Here is a 14,941-nt window from a genome sequence, read left to right as displayed (position 1 = left end):
GGCACGGTACTCATCAGGAAAACACGGCAATCGACTTAGTGAGTGCGAGTGACTTTGCTCAGGTGACGGGGCTGGTCGGGGTTCATGCCCCGGGCCTGGGCCAGGCCTGCCGCCATCACGTAGAAACTCTGGATGGCCAGGATCGGGTCCAGGCTCGGGTGTTCGGCGCGGCTCAGGGTCAGGTCGCGTTCGGCGACATCGTCCGGCGCCGCCAGCAACACACGGGCGCCGCGCTGGCGCATATCGGCGGCCAGGGTCAGCAGGCCGGCCTGCTCGGCGCCGCGTGGGGCGAACACCAGCAAGGGGTAGTCTGCGTCGATCAAGGCCATAGGCCCGTGGCGCACTTCGGCGCTGCTGAAGGCTTCGGCCTGGATCGCCGAGGTTTCCTTGAGCTTGAGCGCGGCTTCCTGGGCGACGGCAAAACCGGCGCCACGGCCGATCACCATCAAGCGCTGGCTGCCTTTGAGCGCCTCGATGGCCGCGCGCCAATCCTGTTTGGCCGCGTCACGCAGGCCGTCGGGCAGCGCCTTGCAGGCTTGCAGCAGGTCGGCTTCCTGGTTCCAGTGGCCGACCAGCATCGCGCTGGCGCTGAGCGTGGCGATAAAGCTCTTGGTGGCGGCCACGCTGAGTTCCGGCCCGGCACACAGCGGCACATGGAACTCACAGGCGGCTTGCAGCGGCGAGTCTTCGGCGTTGACCATCGAGATGCTCAAGGCCCCACGTTTGCGCAGCAGGCGCAGGCTGTTGACCAGGTCCGGGCTTTGCCCCGATTGCGAGAAACCAAACGCCACCTGGCCGCTGACCTTCAATGGCGCCTGCAGCAAGGTCACCACCGACATCGGCAGCGACGCCACCGGAATCCCCACGTGCTGCATGGCCAAGTAGGCGAAGTAACTGGCGGCATGGTCCGAGCTGCCCCGCGCAACGGTCATCGCCACTTGCGGCGGCTGGCGGCGCAGGCGACCGGCGACGTCTTCGAGTATCGGCTCCAGGCGTTGCAGTTGCGCCGCGACGGCGTCACAGGAGGCCAGCGCCTCTTCAAGCATTTTTGAAGTCAATGGCTTCTCCTTCGACCATTACGTCGGTGAGTGTCAGGGAGCGGTCCAGGCGCACGCAGTCGGCAAAGCTGCCCGGTTGCAGGCGACCGCGTTCTTCCAGGCCCAGGTAGTCCGCAGGAAATTGCGACAGGCGTTGTGAGGCTTCGCTGATTGGCAGGCCGATCTTCACCAGGTTGCGCAGCGCCTGGTCCATGGTCAGGGTGGAGCCGGCCAGGGTGCCGTCCGCCAGGCGCACGCCGCCCAGGCACTTGGTCACGGTGTGGCTGCCCAGCTTGTATTCGCCATCGGGCATGCCGGCGGCGGCGGTGGAGTCGGTGACGCAATACAGGCAGGGGATCGAGCGCAGCGCCACGCGCATGGCGCCGGGGTGTACGTGCAGCAGGTCGGGAATCAACTCGGCGTAGGTGGCGTGGGCCAGTGCGGCGCCGACGATGCCCGGCTCGCGGTGATGCAGCGGGCTCATGGCGTTGTACAAATGGGTAAAGCTGGTGGCGCCGGCGGCGAGGGCGGCGACGCCTTCTTCATAACTGCCCAGGGTGTGGCCGATCTGCATGCGCACGCCGCGTTGGCTGAGGGCGCGGATCAGGCTGTCGTGGCCGGCGATTTCCGGCGCAATGGTGATCACCCGGATCGGCGCCAGGCGCAGGTAGGCTTCGACTTCGGCCATCAAGGCGGTGTGGGCGAAGTTGGGTTGGGCGCCAAGTTTTCCCGGATTGATGTAGGGGCCTTCCAGGTGTACCCCGAGCACGCGAGCGCTGCCGGTAGGACGCTGCGCGCAGAAGGTGCCGAGCTGGCCGAGCACGCGGGAGATTTCGTCGACCGGCGCGGTCATGGTCGTGGCCAGCAGCGAGGTGGTACCAAATCGCACATGGGTGCGGGTGATGGTCTCGAAGGCCTCGACGCCTTCCATGATGTCTTTGCCGCCGCCGCCGTGCACATGCAGGTCGATAAAGCCGGGCAGCAGATAGGGCAGGTCGTTGTCGGCCGGATTGCAAGGCGTGCCTTCGATGGCGACGACCTTGCCGTGCTCGTGCACCAGGCGGCCGCGGATCCAGCCGCTGGGCGTAAGGATGTTGTCTTCGGACATGGGCAGTTCTCTAAAGCCGCGACGCGGCGGCAAGTCTTACCTACGCAGCTCTGCGACAAAGTCGTAGTAGTCGTTGCGGCAATAGGTGTCGGTGATTTCTATGGGGGTGTTATCCAGCGTGTAGCCGACCCGGGTCATCAGCAGCATGGCGGTGCCGGGGGCGATGCCCACCAGCTTGGCGAATTCATCCGATGCGTTGATCGCCTGTACATGCTGCAGGGCACGGACGATGGGCTTGCCGATACTGTCGAAGTATTCGTACAGCGAGCTGCCCAAGGCCTGCGGCTGTGGCAGCACCGAAGCGGGGACAGCGGTCATTTCAATGGCCATGACTGTGTCGTCGGCTTTGCGCAGGCGCTTGAGGCGCGCCACTTTGTCATTGGTCGACAGGCACAGGCGGATCAGTTCTTCATGGGTCGGCGGGGTGATGTCGCGTTCAAGCCATTGGGAGCCGGGCACAAAGCCCTTGAGGCGCAGCATCTCGCTGAACCCCGACAGGCGCGACAGCGGCTGTTCCAGGCGTGGCGTGATAAAGGTGCCGGAGCCCTGGCTGCGGCGGATCAGGCCCTGCTCAAACAGCACTTCCAGCGCTTTGCGGGCGGTGACCCGAGAAATGCTCAACTGCTCGCTGAGCGCGCGTTCCGACGGCAGGGCTTGCTCGGAGGTCCACTGGCCGGCATGGATCGCCGCTTCGAGCTTGCGCGCCAATTGCAGGTACAGCGGCGTGGATTGTTTGTCGTCAGGGCGCAAGGCCAGAATGGGATTCATCTGTCAGGTTTCCGATGCGGTTATTGGAGTGTTGTCGCCCGGTATGGGTCGGAAATTAATACCACTTAAATACCATGTCAATGCAGCCATAACGGTGCATTCAATGGATTAAGGCACCGCAACGGTGCCTGGTATCAAGTGGTATTAGAAAGGTCTTTATGCCGCGCGCAACGGCGCAGCCCGCACGGTGAATTGGTATTCACCGGCAGGTGCTGCTCGGGGCAGGAAATATTTTCGAATTATTTTACGAGTGGTCGCAGATCAGGGCCGAATCTCGATCAGGGTGCCGTCCTTGACCAGGCTCCAGACCTCACGCATATCCACATTGCGCATGCCGATGCAGCCGTCGGTCCAGTCCAGGGTGTGGAACCACTGTTCCGGGTAATCCTCGGTGTCCGGGGTGCCGTGGATCATGATCATGCTGCCCGGTTTGACCCCTTCGCGGCGGGCGCGGGCGGCGTCGCTGATGTTGGGGTAGGAGATGTGCATGGCCAGGTTGAAGCGCTCGCTGGTCTTGCGCCAGTCGATCCAGTAGAGGCCTTCGGGCGTGCGGCGATCGCCCTCGAACAGCTTGTGGCCCTTGGGGTTTTTACCCAGGGAAATGCGATAGGTCTTGAGGGGCTTGCCGTCGTTGATCAGCTGCAACTGGTGAGCGGATTTGAGCACCAGGACTTTTTCGACGGGTTTGCCGCCGGGTGTTTCCACCGTGGAGGCCGAGGACAGGGTAGCGAACGACAGGCAGAGAAGAGCAAGCAACCAACGCATTGAAACGGTTTCCCTTTGGCGATGAGTGGCCGGCTTGTTATTGGGCGGGCTTGGACAGGGGTGGCACCGACTCGCTGCGCACCGGGAACAGCTGTTGCCGACGGTCAGCGAAGAAGCATTCTAAGGTACGCCCGACCGTGCGGAAAGCCAGCTCGGACCAAGGGATATCGGCTTCAGCGAACAGCTTCACTTCCAGGCTTTCCTGGCCTGCGGCGAAGTCCAGGTCGACCAGCTCGGCGCGATAGAAAATATGCACCTGGCTGATGTGCGGCACGTCGATCAGCGTATAGAGGCTCAGGTTGCGCACGCGGGCGCAGGCTTCTTCCAGCGTCTCGCGCATGGCCGCCTGGGCCACGGTTTCGCCGTTTTCCATAAAGCCTGCGGGCAGGGTCCAGTAACCCAGGCGCGGCTCGATGGCGCGGCGGCACAGCAGCACTTTGTCGCCCCATACCGGCAGGGTACCGGCAACGATATTGGGGTTCTGGTAATGAATGGTCGCGCAGTGATCGCAGACATAGCGCAGGCGTGCGTCGCCTTCAGGGATGCGTTGGATAACCGGTTTACCGCACTGGCTGCAGAAGTTCATGCTGGGGTTCCTGGAGAGTGGGCCTATCTTGGCTTGGCAGGCAGAGCGCTGCAAGTTGTCGTTTAGCGACATGCCGCTGGTTTTGGGGTTGGGCGCCCGCCCGCTTTGGTGCATGATGCAAGGTAGCCAACAGACCGAGATGACTCATGCTGGACGAGCTACTTCGCCGGGTAAGCAATCACACTCCCCACACCCTGGAGACTGACGGGCGTTTCCCCGAGGCCGCGGTGCTGGTACCGATTACCCGCAGTGACGAACCCGAGCTGATCCTGACCCTGCGCGCCAGCGGCCTGTCGACCCACGGTGGCGAAGTGGCCTTTCCCGGCGGGCGCCGCGATCCCGAAGACCCGGACCTGATTTTTACCGCCCTGCGCGAAGCCGAAGAAGAAATCGGCCTGCCGCCGGGGCTGGTCGAAGTCATCGGACCGTTGAGCCCGTTGATCTCCCTGCACGGCATCCGCGTAACGCCGTACGTGGGCGTCATCCCCGACTACGTCGAATACCTGGCCAACGACGCCGAGATCGCAGCGGTCTTCAGCGTGCCCCTGGATTTTTTCCGCCAGGACCCGCGCGAGCACACCCACCGCATCGATTACCAAGGCCGCAGTTGGTATGTGCCGAGCTATCGGTTCGGCGAATACAAAATCTGGGGCCTGACGGCAATCATGATCGTCGAGCTGATCAACCTGCTCTATGACGATGCCAAGATCAGCCTGCACCAGCCACCCAAGAGCTTCATCAATATCTAAGCCGTCGTTTGAATGGCAAAGCCGTGAGGGAAAACCATGAAATACCGCCTGGGCGATGCCTGCGTCGAGCCCCATCCACAGAGCTGGGTGGCGCCCAATGCCACGCTGGTGGGCAAGGTCAAGCTGGAGGAGGGCGCCAGCGTGTGGTTCAACGCGGTATTGCGTGGCGACAACGAACTGATCCTGATCGGCAAGAACAGCAACGTGCAGGACGGCAGCGTGATGCACACCGACATGGGCTACCCACTGACCCTCGGCACCGGCGTGACCATCGGCCATAACGCCATGCTGCACGGCTGCACGGTAGGCGACTACAGCCTGATCGGCATCAACGCGGTGATCCTCAACGGCGCGAAGATCGGCAAACACTGCATCATCGGCGCCAATTCATTGATCGGCGAAGGCAAGGAAATTCCCGATGGCTCGCTGGTGATGGGCTCGCCGGGCAAGGTGGTGCGTGAGCTGACCGAGGCGCAGAAGCGCATGCTTGAAGCCAGTGCCGCGCACTATGTGCATAACGCGCAGCGGTATGCGCGTGACCTGGTCGAGCAGGAATAATGAGTGCAGTTGAAAGGCCTGTTGCCTCGCCCTGTGTGAGCATTTGTGCGCTGGACGATGACGATATTTGCATCGGTTGCCAGCGCAACGTGGATGAGATTACGCGGTGGAGCCGCATGGACAATGCCGAACGCCGGGCGGTGCTGGGGTTGTGCCATGAGCGGGCGGTGGCGAGTGGTGTGGTGTGGATGACGCCCAAGCGCTCGGGCGGCTGATCGATTGCTATCGGGGGCAAGTCCCCTCCCACACTTGAATGTATTCACAGATCAAAATGTGGGAGGGGGCTTGCCCCCGATGAGGCCCTCCCAAACAACACATTTCCAAATCTTATCCACAGGTCCATCCCCCATGCTCTTCCTGGTCGCCTACATCAGCAGCGTCGTGCTGATCAACTTCGCCTTTTCCACCGCGCCGCACCTGGACGTCATCTGGTCCGCCTGGGGCGGCCTGGTGTTTATCCTGCGTGACATGGTGCAAACCCGCTTCGGCCACGGCGCGATCATCGCCATGCTGGCGGCGCTGGTGCTGTCGTATATCACCTCCGCCCCATCCATCGCCCTGGCCAGCGCCACGGCTTTTGCGGTGTCCGAGTGCATCGACTGGCTGGTGTTCAGCATCACCCGGCGCCCGCTGCACGACCGCCTGTGGATAAGTTCGGCGCTGAGCATTCCCCTCGATACGTTTATCTTCTTCGGCTTGATCGGTGCGCTGACGCCGGCCGTGGCGGGCACGGCGCTGGTGTCGAAATTCGCCGGTGTCACCGTGGTGTGGCTGATCATGGCCTGGCGCATCCGCCGGCGCGCCGTCGCTAACTGAGGCCAATGTGTGCAGTTCATGTAAAATGCCGGCCTTTCTCCCCCTGATCCGCTCCCCTGAGGACCTGAGATGACCCGAATCGGAACTCCATTGTCGCCAACCGCGACCCGCGTTTTGCTGTGTGGCTGCGGTGAGCTGGGCAAGGAAGTGGTAATCGAACTGCAACGCCTAGGCGTTGAAGTGATTGCCGTGGATCGCTACGCCAATGCGCCGGCCATGCAGGTTGCGCACCGTAGCCATGTGATCAACATGCTCGATGGCGCCGCATTGCGCGCCGTGATCGAGGCGGAGAAGCCGCACTTTATCGTGCCGGAAATCGAAGCCATCGCCACCGCTACCCTGGTCGAGCTGGAAGCTGAAGGCTTCACCGTGATCCCGACCGCGCGTGCCACATCGCTGACCATGAACCGCGAAGGCATCCGTCGCCTGGCCGCCGAAGAGCTGGACCTGCCGACCTCGCCATACCACTTCGCCGACACCTTCGAGGACTACAGCAAGGCCGTGCAAGACCTGGGCTTTCCCTGCGTGGTCAAGCCGGTGATGAGTTCCTCGGGCAAGGGCCAGAGCCTGCTGCGCAGCGCGGACGATGTACAGAAAGCCTGGGATTACGCCCAGGAAGGCGGGCGGGCCGGCAAGGGCCGAGTGATCATCGAAGGCTTTATCGACTTCGACTACGAAATCACCCTGCTGACCGTGCGCCACATCGGTGGCACCACTTTCTGTGCGCCCGTCGGCCACCGGCAAGAGAAGGGCGACTACCAGGAATCCTGGCAGCCCCAAGCCATGAGCCCGATTGCCCTGGCTGAATCCGAGCGGGTTGCCAAAGCGGTGACCGAAGCCCTGGGTGGCCGTGGTTTGTTTGGCGTTGAGCTGTTCATCAAGGGTGATCAGGTGTGGTTCAGCGAAGTGTCGCCGCGCCCACATGACACCGGCCTTGTGACCCTGATTTCTCAGGACCTGTCGCAATTTGCGCTGCACGCTCGCGCCATCCTGGGCCTGCCGATCCCGTTGATCCGTCAGTTCGGGCCTTCGGCGTCGGCGGTGATCCTGGTGGAAGGGCAGTCGACGCAGACGGCGTTCGCCAACCTGGGCGCGGCCTTGAGCGAGCCGGATACGGCGTTGCGTCTGTTCGGCAAGCCTGAGGTCAATGGTCAGCGCCGCATGGGCGTGGCGTTGGCGCGGGATGAGTCGATTGAAGCGGCTCGAGCCAAGGCGACCCGGGCTTCCAAGGCTGTAGTTGTAGAGCTGTAACCTCAGCTTGATCATTCCCACGCTCCGCGTGGGAATGCCTCTTGTGACGCTCTGCGTCATGCTTTGGGACGCAGAGCGTCCTGGGCTGCATTCCCACGCAGAGCGTGGGAACGATCATCAGGCGACGCGATTCAAATCATTATCCCGCGTCTCTTTCAGGCACAGCACCGCAATCAGACTGAGCAACGCTGCCGCCGACACATACCCACCGACATAACTCAGCCCGCCCATCGCCACCAGCTTGGTCGCGAAGAACGGTGCGGCCGACGCCCCCACGATCCCACCCAGGTTATACGCCGCCGACGCGCCGGTATAACGCACCCGGGTCGGGAACAGTTCCGGCAGCAGCGCGCCCATCGGCGCGAAAGTCACGCCCATCAGGAACAGCTCCAGCGCCAGGAACAGCGCCACGGCCCAGGTTGAGCCGTGGGTCAGCAGCGGCTCCATGGTAAAGCCCGACAGGATTGCCAGGACCGCGCCGACAATCAGCACCGGCTTGCGCCCATAGCGGTCGCTGGCCAGCGCTGCCAGCGGCGTCGCCAGGCCCATGAACAGCACTGCGAAGCACAACAGGCCGAGGAAGGTTTCACGGCTGTAGCCGAGGGTCGACACCCCGTAGCTCAGGGAAAACGCCGTGGTGATATAGAACAGCGCATAGCACACCACCATCGACGCAGCGCCCAGCAGCACCGGCAGCCAATGCTGGCTGAACAGTTCCACCAGCGGCACTTTCACCGGTTTTTCCTTGGCCACGGCATTGGCGAACACCGGCGTCTCGTGCAGCTTGAGCCGCGCGTACAGGCCCACCATCACCAGCGCTGCGCTGAGGATGAACGGAATGCGCCAGCCCCAGCTGCGGAACTGCTCGTCGTTGAGGCTCATGGCCAGGATCAGGAACAAGCCGTTGGCCGCCAGAAACCCGATCGACGGGCCCAGTTGCGGGAACATGCCGAACCAGGCGCGCTTGCCCTTGGGGGCGTTCTCGGTGGCCAGCAATGCCGCACCGCCCCATTCGCCACCCAGCCCCAGGCCTTGGCCGAAGCGCAATACACACAACAGAATCGGTGCCCAGGCGCCAATGCTGTCGTAGCCCGGCAGCAAGCCGATCAGGGTGGTGCACACGCCCATCAGCAGCAGGGAGGCCACCAACGTCGACTTGCGGCCGATACGGTCGCCAAAGTGACCGAACAGCGCCGAACCCAGTGGGCGCGCTATGAACGCGATACCGAATGTCAGGAACGACGCGAGCATCTGCGCGGTGCCGGACGTCTGCGGGAAGAACACCGGGCCGATGACCAGTGCCGCAGCCGTGGCGTAGATATAGAAGTCGTAGAACTCAATGGCGGTGCCGACGATGCTCGCGGTGGCCACGCGGGCCGTCGAGTTGGTCGGGGCGGCGGTTGCGGCCTCGTTATACGTGGTGCTCATGGCAGTATCCCGGATTGGTCATTGCGCGTTTGGACGCGGATTATTATTGGTCGAACACCCATGGATCAGGGTTGTACGCGGGGTGGCTCGGGATGGGAGCAAACACCGCTCGGACAGGGTAAAGCGCTGCCCGGACGCGCTGAGTGCGGGTAGCACGCGGTCGGGCGGGGGCTTGGGTAAGCCGCAGGGATTATAGGAAGGGGTTTGGAAATACAACAAGTAGCTGGAGCGCCGCAAATCAAAATGTGGGAGGGGGCTTGCCCCCGATTGCGGTAGATCAGTTATAGATGAGCAGACTGATACACCGCCATCGGGGGCAAGCCCCCTCCCACATTGAGTTCTTGTGTGTCAGGAGGTTATGCGGCGACGGGCACGTGGCTGGTATGCCAGATCAGCACCTTGCTCACCCGGTTATCCTCGGTTTCGAGGATTTCCAGGCGGTAGCGGCCTATTTTCAGGCACACCGCGCAGTCCGGAATGGTCTCCAGCGCTTCGGTCACCAGGCCGTTAAGGGTCTTGGGGCCGTCGCTGGGCAGGTGCCAACCCAGGCTTTTGTTCAGTTCGCGGATCGAGGCAGCGCCGTCGATGATGTAGCGGCCATCGGGTTGGGCTTCGACATGGGGGTTATCCACAGCCTGGTCGCTTTCGAATTCGCCGACGATTTCTTCGAGGATATCTTCCAGGGTCACGATGCCCAGCACTTCGCCGTACTCGTCCACCACCATGCCCAGGCGCCGCTGCTGCTTATGGAAATTCAGCAGTTGCAGCTGCAGAGGCGTGCTCTCCGGCACGAAGTAGGGTTCGTGACAGGCGGCGAGCAGCGCTGCCTTGGTCAGGCTGGCATCGGGCAGCAGATGCTGGACCTGCCGGGTGTTGAGCACCGCTTCGACCTGGTTGATATCGCTGTGGAACACCGGCAGCCGCGTGCGCTGGGAGGTGCGCAGTTGCTCGATGATGTCTTCGATCGGGTCATCCAGGTTGATTCCGTCCACTTCGCTGCGTGGCACCAGGATGTCGTTAACGGTGATGTTGTCCAGGGCATGGATGCCCGGCATGCTGGGCATGCGCTCTTGGTCGGCGTCGTGCTGCGGCTCGTCGTCGTGGTCGGACGAAGGTTCGTCGCTCTTTTTCACTATGCCCGGCTTGCGCGCGAACGGGCGCAGCAACAGCAGGCTGATGCCATTGAGCAGCCAGGCAGCGGGATAGAGGATTTTCAGCGGCACGCCCAGCAGGGCGTTACCGAAGCCCAGTATGGCCTGTGGATAACGGGTAGCCAGGGCGCGGGGCAGGTAGTCGGCGAGGATCAGCAGCAACGCGCACGAGATCAACCAGCCGAGCCACGGCCCGTTCTGGGCCCAGGCATAGATCGCCAGCAGCGTGCAGAGAATCACGACGGCTGCACGACACAGGCTGTTGCACAGGATCAGGCTGTGGCGCGGGAAGCTCAGGCGCGCGGCGGCCTTGTCGCCCTGGCGTGTGCCGGGGCGCAGGGCCAGCAGGTGTTGTTGCGCGGCTTCGATGGCGGTAAACAGTGCCGCCCATAAAATCAGCAGGGCAATTACGGCGAGCATCGGCCCAAGGGGCAAGTTGTCCATGATCGCCGCCCGTCAGATATGCAGGATGTATTCGCGAACCAGCTTGCTGCCGAAATAGGCCAGCATCAGCAGGCAGAAACCGGCCAGGGTCCAGCGGATGGCCTTGTGTCCGCGCCAGCCGAGGCGGTTGCGGCCCCACAGCAATACGCTGAACACCACCCAGGCCAGGCAGGCCAGCAAGGTTTTGTGCACCAGATGCTGGGCGAACAGGTTTTCGACGAACAGCCAGCCGGAAATCAGCGACAGCGACAACAAGGTCCAGCCGGCCCACAGAAACCCGAACAGCAGGCTTTCCATGGTTTGCAGCGGCGGGAAGTTCTTGATCAGCCCGGACGGGTGCTTGTGCTTGAGCTGGTGGTCCTGCAACAGCACCAGCAGCGACTGGAACACCGCGATGGTGAACATGCCGTAGGCCAGGATCGACAACAGGATATGCGCGAGGATGCCCGGCTCTTCATCGATCACCTGGACGGTGCCGGTGGGCGCGAACTGCGCCAGCAGCACCGTGAGCATGCCCAGCGGGAATAAAAGAACGAGCAGGTTTTCGACCGGAATCCGGTAGCACGCCAGCAGCGTCAGTGCGATCACGGCGGCGGCGATCAGGCTGGCGGCGCTGAAAAAATCCAGGCCCAGGCCGACCGGGGTCAGCAGGTGGGTAAACAGACTGGCCGCATGGGCCAGCAGGGCCAGCACGCCAAGGCCGACCAGCAGACGTTTGTCCGCTTTGGTGCCTTGGGCCAGACGAGAGCCCTGATAGAGAGTCGCAGCGGCATACACGATGGCGGCGGCGAGGCTGGGTAGCAAACTGGGTGACAAGGGGAGCATAAATCCTGATAGGCAAGCCCGAAAGGCGCTGAGTTTGGCACACACCTGCGCTGCACGAAAGACTCCCGGGCCAGACAGCGGGTGTGCATGGACGCAGTCTTCGCTATAATCCGCGACCTGCCCACGCCGCAGGCTCGCCGAGCGCTGTTTTTAATAGCGATTTACCACAGCCTGGGCCGCCATTACCTCGGTCTACCAATGCATTTCGATGAATAGGGCCTGAAAGGATCGCGCATGTTTGAAAACTTGACTGACCGTCTCTCGCAGACGCTGCGCCACGTAACCGGCAAGGCCAAGCTGACCGAGGACAATATTAAAGACACCCTGCGTGAAGTGCGCATGGCGTTGCTGGAGGCCGACGTGGCCTTGCCGGTGGTGAAGGACTTCGTCAACTCGGTCAAGGAGCGTGCGGTCGGCACTGAAGTGTCGCGCAGCCTGACCCCGGGCCAGGCGTTCGTGAAGATCGTCCAGGCCGAACTCGAAAGCCTGATGGGCGCGGCCAACGAAGATTTGAACCTCAGCGCCGTGCCACCGGCCGTCGTGCTGATGGCCGGCCTGCAAGGCGCGGGTAAGACCACCACCGCCGGCAAGCTGGCGCGCTTCCTTAAAGAGCGCAAGAAGAAGTCGGTGATGGTGGTATCGGCCGACGTCTACCGTCCGGCCGCGATCAAGCAGCTGGAAATGCTCGCGGGCGAAGTGGGCGTGACCTTCTTCCCGTCGGACCTGAGCCAGAAGCCGGTTGATATCGCCACTGCGGCTATTAAAGAAGCCAAGCTGAAATTCATCGACGTGGTCATCGTCGATACCGCCGGTCGCCTGCACATCGATGAAGAGATGATGGGCGAGATCAAGGCGCTGCATGCCGCGATCAACCCGGTCGAGACGCTGTTCGTGGTCGACGCCATGACCGGCCAGGATGCCGCCAACACCGCCAAGGCCTTCGGTGACGCACTGCCGCTGACCGGCGTGATCCTGACCAAGGTCGACGGCGACGCCCGTGGCGGTGCCGCGCTGTCGGTACGCGCCATTACCGGCAAGCCGATCAAGTTCATCGGTATGGGCGAGAAGAGCGAAGCGCTCGAACCGTTCCACCCGGAGCGTATCGCCTCGCGTATCCTCGGCATGGGCGACGTGCTCAGCCTGATCGAGCAGGCCGAAGCCACGCTCGATAAAGACAAGGCCGACAAACTGGCCAAAAAGCTGAAGAAGGGCAAGGGCTTCGATCTCGAAGACTTCCGCGACCAGCTGCAGCAAATGAAGAACATGGGCGGCCTCGGCGGCCTGATGGACAAGCTGCCGAACATCGGCGGCGTGAACCTGGCGCAAATGGGCAACGCCCAGGGCGCGGCAGAGAAGCAGTTCAAGCAGATGGAAGCCATCATCAACTCCATGACCCCGGCCGAGCGCCGCGACCCTGAGCTGATCAGCGGTTCGCGCAAGCGTCGGATCGCCATGGGTTCCGGCACCCAGGTGCAGGACATCGGTCGCTTGATCAAGCAGCACAAGCAGATGCAGAAGATGATGAAGAAGTTTTCCGCCAAGGGCGGTATGGCCAAGATGATGCGCGGCATGGGCGGTATGTTGCCCGGCGGCGGTATGCCGAAAATGTAAAGTATTCGAGCGCAAGCCTTCGCTTGCGCTCCGACCCACAGGGATGTGGGATCTCCAGCAAACCCGCCGTTGGCGGGCGCTGACTTGCCGTTTTAACCGACGGCTCTATAGCAGATCTGAATGGCACGCTGATAGGCGCCAGAAAAAGACATTTGCAAAAGTCCGGATATTCCTTAGAATATGCGGCCTTTCGGGCACCTATGCCCGCTGTGCATTTAGATTTGCAGCACCGACTACAGGAACGATGTTCACATGCTAACAATCCGTCTTGCCCTTGGCGGCTCCAAAAAGCGCCCGTTTTACCACTTGACCGTAACCGACAGCCGCAACCCGCGCGACGGTTCGCACAAGGAACAGGTTGGTTTCTTCAACCCTGTTGCTCGTGGTCAAGAAGTTCGTCTGTCCGTGAACCAAGAGCGCGTAGCCTACTGGCTGAGCGTGGGTGCACAGCCATCCGAGCGCGTTGCAAAGTTGTTGAAGGACTCGGCTAAGGCCGCAGCCTGAGCAATATGAACGCGACGCCAGCTGTTGCTGATGATTTGATCGTTATCGGCAAGATTTACTCTGTTCATGGCGTTCGCGGCGAAGTGAAGGTGTATTCCTTTACTGATCCGACTGAAAACCTGTTGCAGTACAAAACCTGGACGCTCAAGCGCGAAGGTAGTGTGAAACAGGTCGAGCTGGTCAGTGGACGCGGGAACGACAAGTTCCTGGTCGCAAAGCTCAAGGGTCTTGATGATCGTGAAGAAGCTCGTCTTCTGGCCGGTTATGAGATCTGCGTGCCGCGCAACCTGTTCCCTGAATTGACCGACGGCGAGTACTACTGGTACCAGCTGGAAGGTCTGAAGGTTATTGATCAACTCGGGCAATTGCTGGGGAAAATCGATCATCTTCTGGAAACCGGCGCCAATGATGTAATGGTGGTCAAGCCTTGCGCTGGCAGCCTGGATGATCGCGAACGCCTGTTGCCCTATACCGGGCAGTGCGTGTTGGCCGTCGACCTGGCAGCGGGCGAGATGAAGGTGGAATGGGACGCGGACTTCTAAGCGTGGCTAATTTGCGCATTGAAGTGATCAGTTTGTTTCCCGAGATGTTTTCCGCCATCAGCGAGTACGGCATCACCAGTCGGGCGGTGAAGCAGGGGCTGTTGCAGCTTACCTGTTGGAACCCGCGAGACTACACGACGGATCGGCATCACACTGTGGACGATCGCCCATTTGGCGGTGGCCCGGGCATGGTGATGAAGATCAAGCCCCTGGAAGACGCGTTGGTTGAGGCCAAGGCCGCCGCCGGGGAGAAGGCGAAGGTAATTTACCTGTCCCCTCAAGGCCGTCAGCTGAAACAGGCTGCGGTACGCGAACTGGCAAATGAGGAAGCACTGATCCTGATTGCCGGCCGCTATGAAGGCATTGACGAGCGGTTTATTGAAGCTCATGTCGATGAAGAGTGGTCGATTGGGGACTATGTCCTGTCTGGCGGTGAGCTGCCGGCGATGGTCCTGATAGATGCGGTTACACGACTGCTGCCTGGAGCTTTAGGGCATGCGGACTCTGCGGAGGAGGATTCCTTCACGGATGGTTTGCTGGATTGCCCGCACTACACCCGTCCGGAGGTGTATGCGGATCAGCGTGTTCCCGACGTATTGCTAAGTGGCAATCACGCACACATCCGGCGTTGGCGTTTACAGCAGTCCCTTGGTCGGACCTATGAACGACGCGCCGATCTTCTGGAAAGCCGCTCGCTTTCTGGAGAAGAGAAGAAGCTGCTCGAGGAATACATCCTCGCGCGGGACGATAGTTAACAACGTATCGATGGTAGGTCCATTGACTTACCTTAGGAGCACA

The 14,941-nt window shown here is 61.8% G+C and carries 17 protein-coding genes; 9 read left to right on the top strand and 8 right to left on the bottom strand.

Translation table 11 applies throughout. The annotated features are described in order from the left end of the window. Positions 1-35 precede the first annotated feature (35 nt). The 5 genes from C4J89_RS21465 to C4J89_RS21445 form a co-directional block, all read right to left on the bottom strand. Positions 36-1,046 (bottom strand): SIS domain-containing protein, encoded by a 1,011-nt coding sequence (locus C4J89_RS21465; RefSeq protein ID WP_124416058.1) that lies wholly within the window; start codon positions 1,044-1,046, stop codon positions 36-38. Further along, a complete protein-coding gene (gene nagA / locus C4J89_RS21460) occupies positions 1,039-2,145 on the bottom strand; it encodes an N-acetylglucosamine-6-phosphate deacetylase (RefSeq protein WP_124415521.1) in 1,107 nt (368 codons plus the stop codon). Before nagA ends, C4J89_RS21465 begins: the two co-directional genes overlap by 8 nt. Before the next feature lie 36 nt (positions 2,146-2,181). Further along, positions 2,182-2,913, bottom strand: coding sequence for a GntR family transcriptional regulator (locus tag C4J89_RS21455; protein ID WP_124364270.1), 732 nt, complete (start codon positions 2,911-2,913; stop codon positions 2,182-2,184). A gap of 261 nt (positions 2,914-3,174) precedes the next feature. After that, positions 3,175-3,678 carry a murein L,D-transpeptidase family protein gene (locus C4J89_RS21450; protein ID WP_124415520.1) on the bottom strand — a complete coding sequence of 168 codons (504 nt, stop codon included), beginning with the start codon at positions 3,676-3,678 and terminating at the stop codon, positions 3,175-3,177. 37 nt (positions 3,679-3,715) lie between these two features. Next, positions 3,716-4,264, bottom strand: coding sequence for an NUDIX hydrolase (locus C4J89_RS21445; RefSeq protein ID WP_124408080.1), 549 nt, complete (start codon positions 4,262-4,264; stop codon positions 3,716-3,718). Positions 4,265-4,410: 146 nt separating this feature from the next. Between C4J89_RS21445 and C4J89_RS21440 the strand changes: the two genes are divergently transcribed. The 5 genes from C4J89_RS21440 to purT all read left to right on the top strand — a co-directional run bounded on the left by C4J89_RS21440 (position 4,411) and on the right by purT (position 7,638). Further along, the gene (locus C4J89_RS21440) at positions 4,411-5,013 is read left to right on the top strand and encodes a CoA pyrophosphatase (protein ID WP_016971944.1); all 603 of its coding nucleotides are present in this window, start codon (positions 4,411-4,413) and stop codon (positions 5,011-5,013) included. A gap of 36 nt (positions 5,014-5,049) precedes the next feature. After that, positions 5,050-5,571: a gamma carbonic anhydrase family protein gene (locus C4J89_RS21435; protein ID WP_124415519.1), complete on the top strand. Its 522-nt coding sequence runs from the start codon at positions 5,050-5,052 to the stop codon at positions 5,569-5,571. Continuing rightward, on the top strand, positions 5,571-5,786 hold the full coding sequence (locus tag C4J89_RS21430; protein WP_124415518.1) for a DUF1289 domain-containing protein: 216 nt from the start codon (positions 5,571-5,573) through the stop codon (positions 5,784-5,786). Before C4J89_RS21435 ends, C4J89_RS21430 begins: the two co-directional genes overlap by 1 nt. Positions 5,787-5,919: 133 nt before the next feature. After that, positions 5,920-6,387, top strand: a complete 468-nt coding sequence (locus C4J89_RS21425; protein WP_124415517.1) for a VUT family protein — start codon at positions 5,920-5,922, stop codon at positions 6,385-6,387. 69 nt (positions 6,388-6,456) lie between these two features. Next, the gene (gene purT / locus C4J89_RS21420; protein WP_017139720.1) at positions 6,457-7,638 is read left to right on the top strand and encodes a formate-dependent phosphoribosylglycinamide formyltransferase; all 1,182 of its coding nucleotides are present in this window, start codon (positions 6,457-6,459) and stop codon (positions 7,636-7,638) included. A 117-nt stretch (positions 7,639-7,755) separates the two neighbouring features. On the opposite strand, the gene C4J89_RS21410 is transcribed toward purT, so the two are convergent. The 3 genes from C4J89_RS21410 to C4J89_RS21400 form a co-directional block, all read right to left on the bottom strand. After that, on the bottom strand, positions 7,756-9,066 hold the full coding sequence (locus tag C4J89_RS21410; RefSeq protein ID WP_124364262.1) for an MFS transporter: 1,311 nt from the start codon (positions 9,064-9,066) through the stop codon (positions 7,756-7,758). 356 nt (positions 9,067-9,422) lie between these two features. Next, positions 9,423-10,661, bottom strand: coding sequence for a transporter associated domain-containing protein (locus C4J89_RS21405; protein ID WP_124415515.1), 1,239 nt, complete (start codon positions 10,659-10,661; stop codon positions 9,423-9,425). 12 nt (positions 10,662-10,673) lie between these two features. Then, positions 10,674-11,486, bottom strand: a complete 813-nt coding sequence (locus tag C4J89_RS21400) for an inner membrane protein YpjD (RefSeq protein ID WP_124364260.1) — start codon at positions 11,484-11,486, stop codon at positions 10,674-10,676. 234 nt (positions 11,487-11,720) lie between these two features. On the opposite strand from C4J89_RS21400, the gene ffh reads away from it, so the two are divergent. From ffh to trmD, 4 genes are all read left to right on the top strand, one after another. Then, positions 11,721-13,097, top strand: coding sequence for a signal recognition particle protein (ffh, locus tag C4J89_RS21395; RefSeq protein WP_124364259.1), 1,377 nt, complete (start codon positions 11,721-11,723; stop codon positions 13,095-13,097). 252 nt (positions 13,098-13,349) lie between these two features. Then, a complete protein-coding gene (gene rpsP / locus C4J89_RS21390; RefSeq protein ID WP_003175899.1) occupies positions 13,350-13,601 on the top strand; it encodes a 30S ribosomal protein S16 in 252 nt (83 codons plus the stop codon). 5 nt (positions 13,602-13,606) lie between these two features. Beyond that, entirely contained in the window at positions 13,607-14,143 is a 537-nt protein-coding gene (rimM, locus tag C4J89_RS21385; RefSeq protein WP_124364258.1) for a ribosome maturation factor RimM, read from the top strand. Continuing rightward, on the top strand, positions 14,125-14,898 hold the full coding sequence (gene trmD, locus C4J89_RS21380; protein ID WP_177343966.1) for a tRNA (guanosine(37)-N1)-methyltransferase TrmD: 774 nt from the start codon (positions 14,125-14,127) through the stop codon (positions 14,896-14,898). The genes rimM and trmD overlap by 19 nt, the downstream gene beginning before the upstream one ends. Positions 14,899-14,941: the final 43 nt, after the last annotated feature.

This window comes from Pseudomonas sp. R4-35-07, assembly GCF_003852235.1.
Lineage (GTDB): Bacteria > Pseudomonadota > Gammaproteobacteria > Pseudomonadales > Pseudomonadaceae > Aquipseudomonas.
Note: the sequence above shows the minus strand (reverse complement) of the source record. Positions and strands in the feature narration are given on the sequence as shown.

Excerpts from the sequence above, each read along its gene's own strand:
- C4J89_RS21445 (WP_124408080.1), bottom strand. The coding sequence starts at position 4,264 with ATGAACTTCTGCAGCCAGTGCGGTAAACCGGTTATCCAACGCATCCCT.
- C4J89_RS21435 (WP_124415519.1), top strand. The coding sequence starts at position 5,050 with ATGAAATACCGCCTGGGCGATGCCTGCGTCGAGCCCCATCCACAGAGC.
- purT (WP_017139720.1), top strand. The coding sequence starts at position 6,457 with ATGACCCGAATCGGAACTCCATTGTCGCCAACCGCGACCCGCGTTTTG.
- trmD (WP_177343966.1), top strand. The coding sequence starts at position 14,125 with ATGGGACGCGGACTTCTAAGCGTGGCTAATTTGCGCATTGAAGTGATC.
- C4J89_RS21440 (WP_016971944.1), top strand. The coding sequence starts at position 4,411 with ATGCTGGACGAGCTACTTCGCCGGGTAAGCAATCACACTCCCCACACC.
- C4J89_RS21425 (WP_124415517.1), top strand. The coding sequence starts at position 5,920 with ATGCTCTTCCTGGTCGCCTACATCAGCAGCGTCGTGCTGATCAACTTC.
- rimM (WP_124364258.1), top strand. The coding sequence starts at position 13,607 with ATGAACGCGACGCCAGCTGTTGCTGATGATTTGATCGTTATCGGCAAG.
- nagA (WP_124415521.1), bottom strand. The coding sequence starts at position 2,145 with ATGTCCGAAGACAACATCCTTACGCCCAGCGGCTGGATCCGCGGCCGC.
- C4J89_RS21405 (WP_124415515.1), bottom strand. The coding sequence starts at position 10,661 with ATGGACAACTTGCCCCTTGGGCCGATGCTCGCCGTAATTGCCCTGCTG.
- ffh (WP_124364259.1), top strand. The coding sequence starts at position 11,721 with ATGTTTGAAAACTTGACTGACCGTCTCTCGCAGACGCTGCGCCACGTA.
- C4J89_RS21430 (WP_124415518.1), top strand. The coding sequence starts at position 5,571 with ATGAGTGCAGTTGAAAGGCCTGTTGCCTCGCCCTGTGTGAGCATTTGT.
- C4J89_RS21410 (WP_124364262.1), bottom strand. The coding sequence starts at position 9,066 with ATGAGCACCACGTATAACGAGGCCGCAACCGCCGCCCCGACCAACTCG.
- rpsP (WP_003175899.1), top strand. The coding sequence starts at position 13,350 with ATGCTAACAATCCGTCTTGCCCTTGGCGGCTCCAAAAAGCGCCCGTTT.
- C4J89_RS21400 (WP_124364260.1), bottom strand. The coding sequence starts at position 11,486 with ATGCTCCCCTTGTCACCCAGTTTGCTACCCAGCCTCGCCGCCGCCATC.
- C4J89_RS21465 (WP_124416058.1), bottom strand. The coding sequence starts at position 1,046 with ATGCTTGAAGAGGCGCTGGCCTCCTGTGACGCCGTCGCGGCGCAACTG.
- C4J89_RS21455 (WP_124364270.1), bottom strand. The coding sequence starts at position 2,913 with ATGAATCCCATTCTGGCCTTGCGCCCTGACGACAAACAATCCACGCCG.
- C4J89_RS21450 (WP_124415520.1), bottom strand. The coding sequence starts at position 3,678 with ATGCGTTGGTTGCTTGCTCTTCTCTGCCTGTCGTTCGCTACCCTGTCC.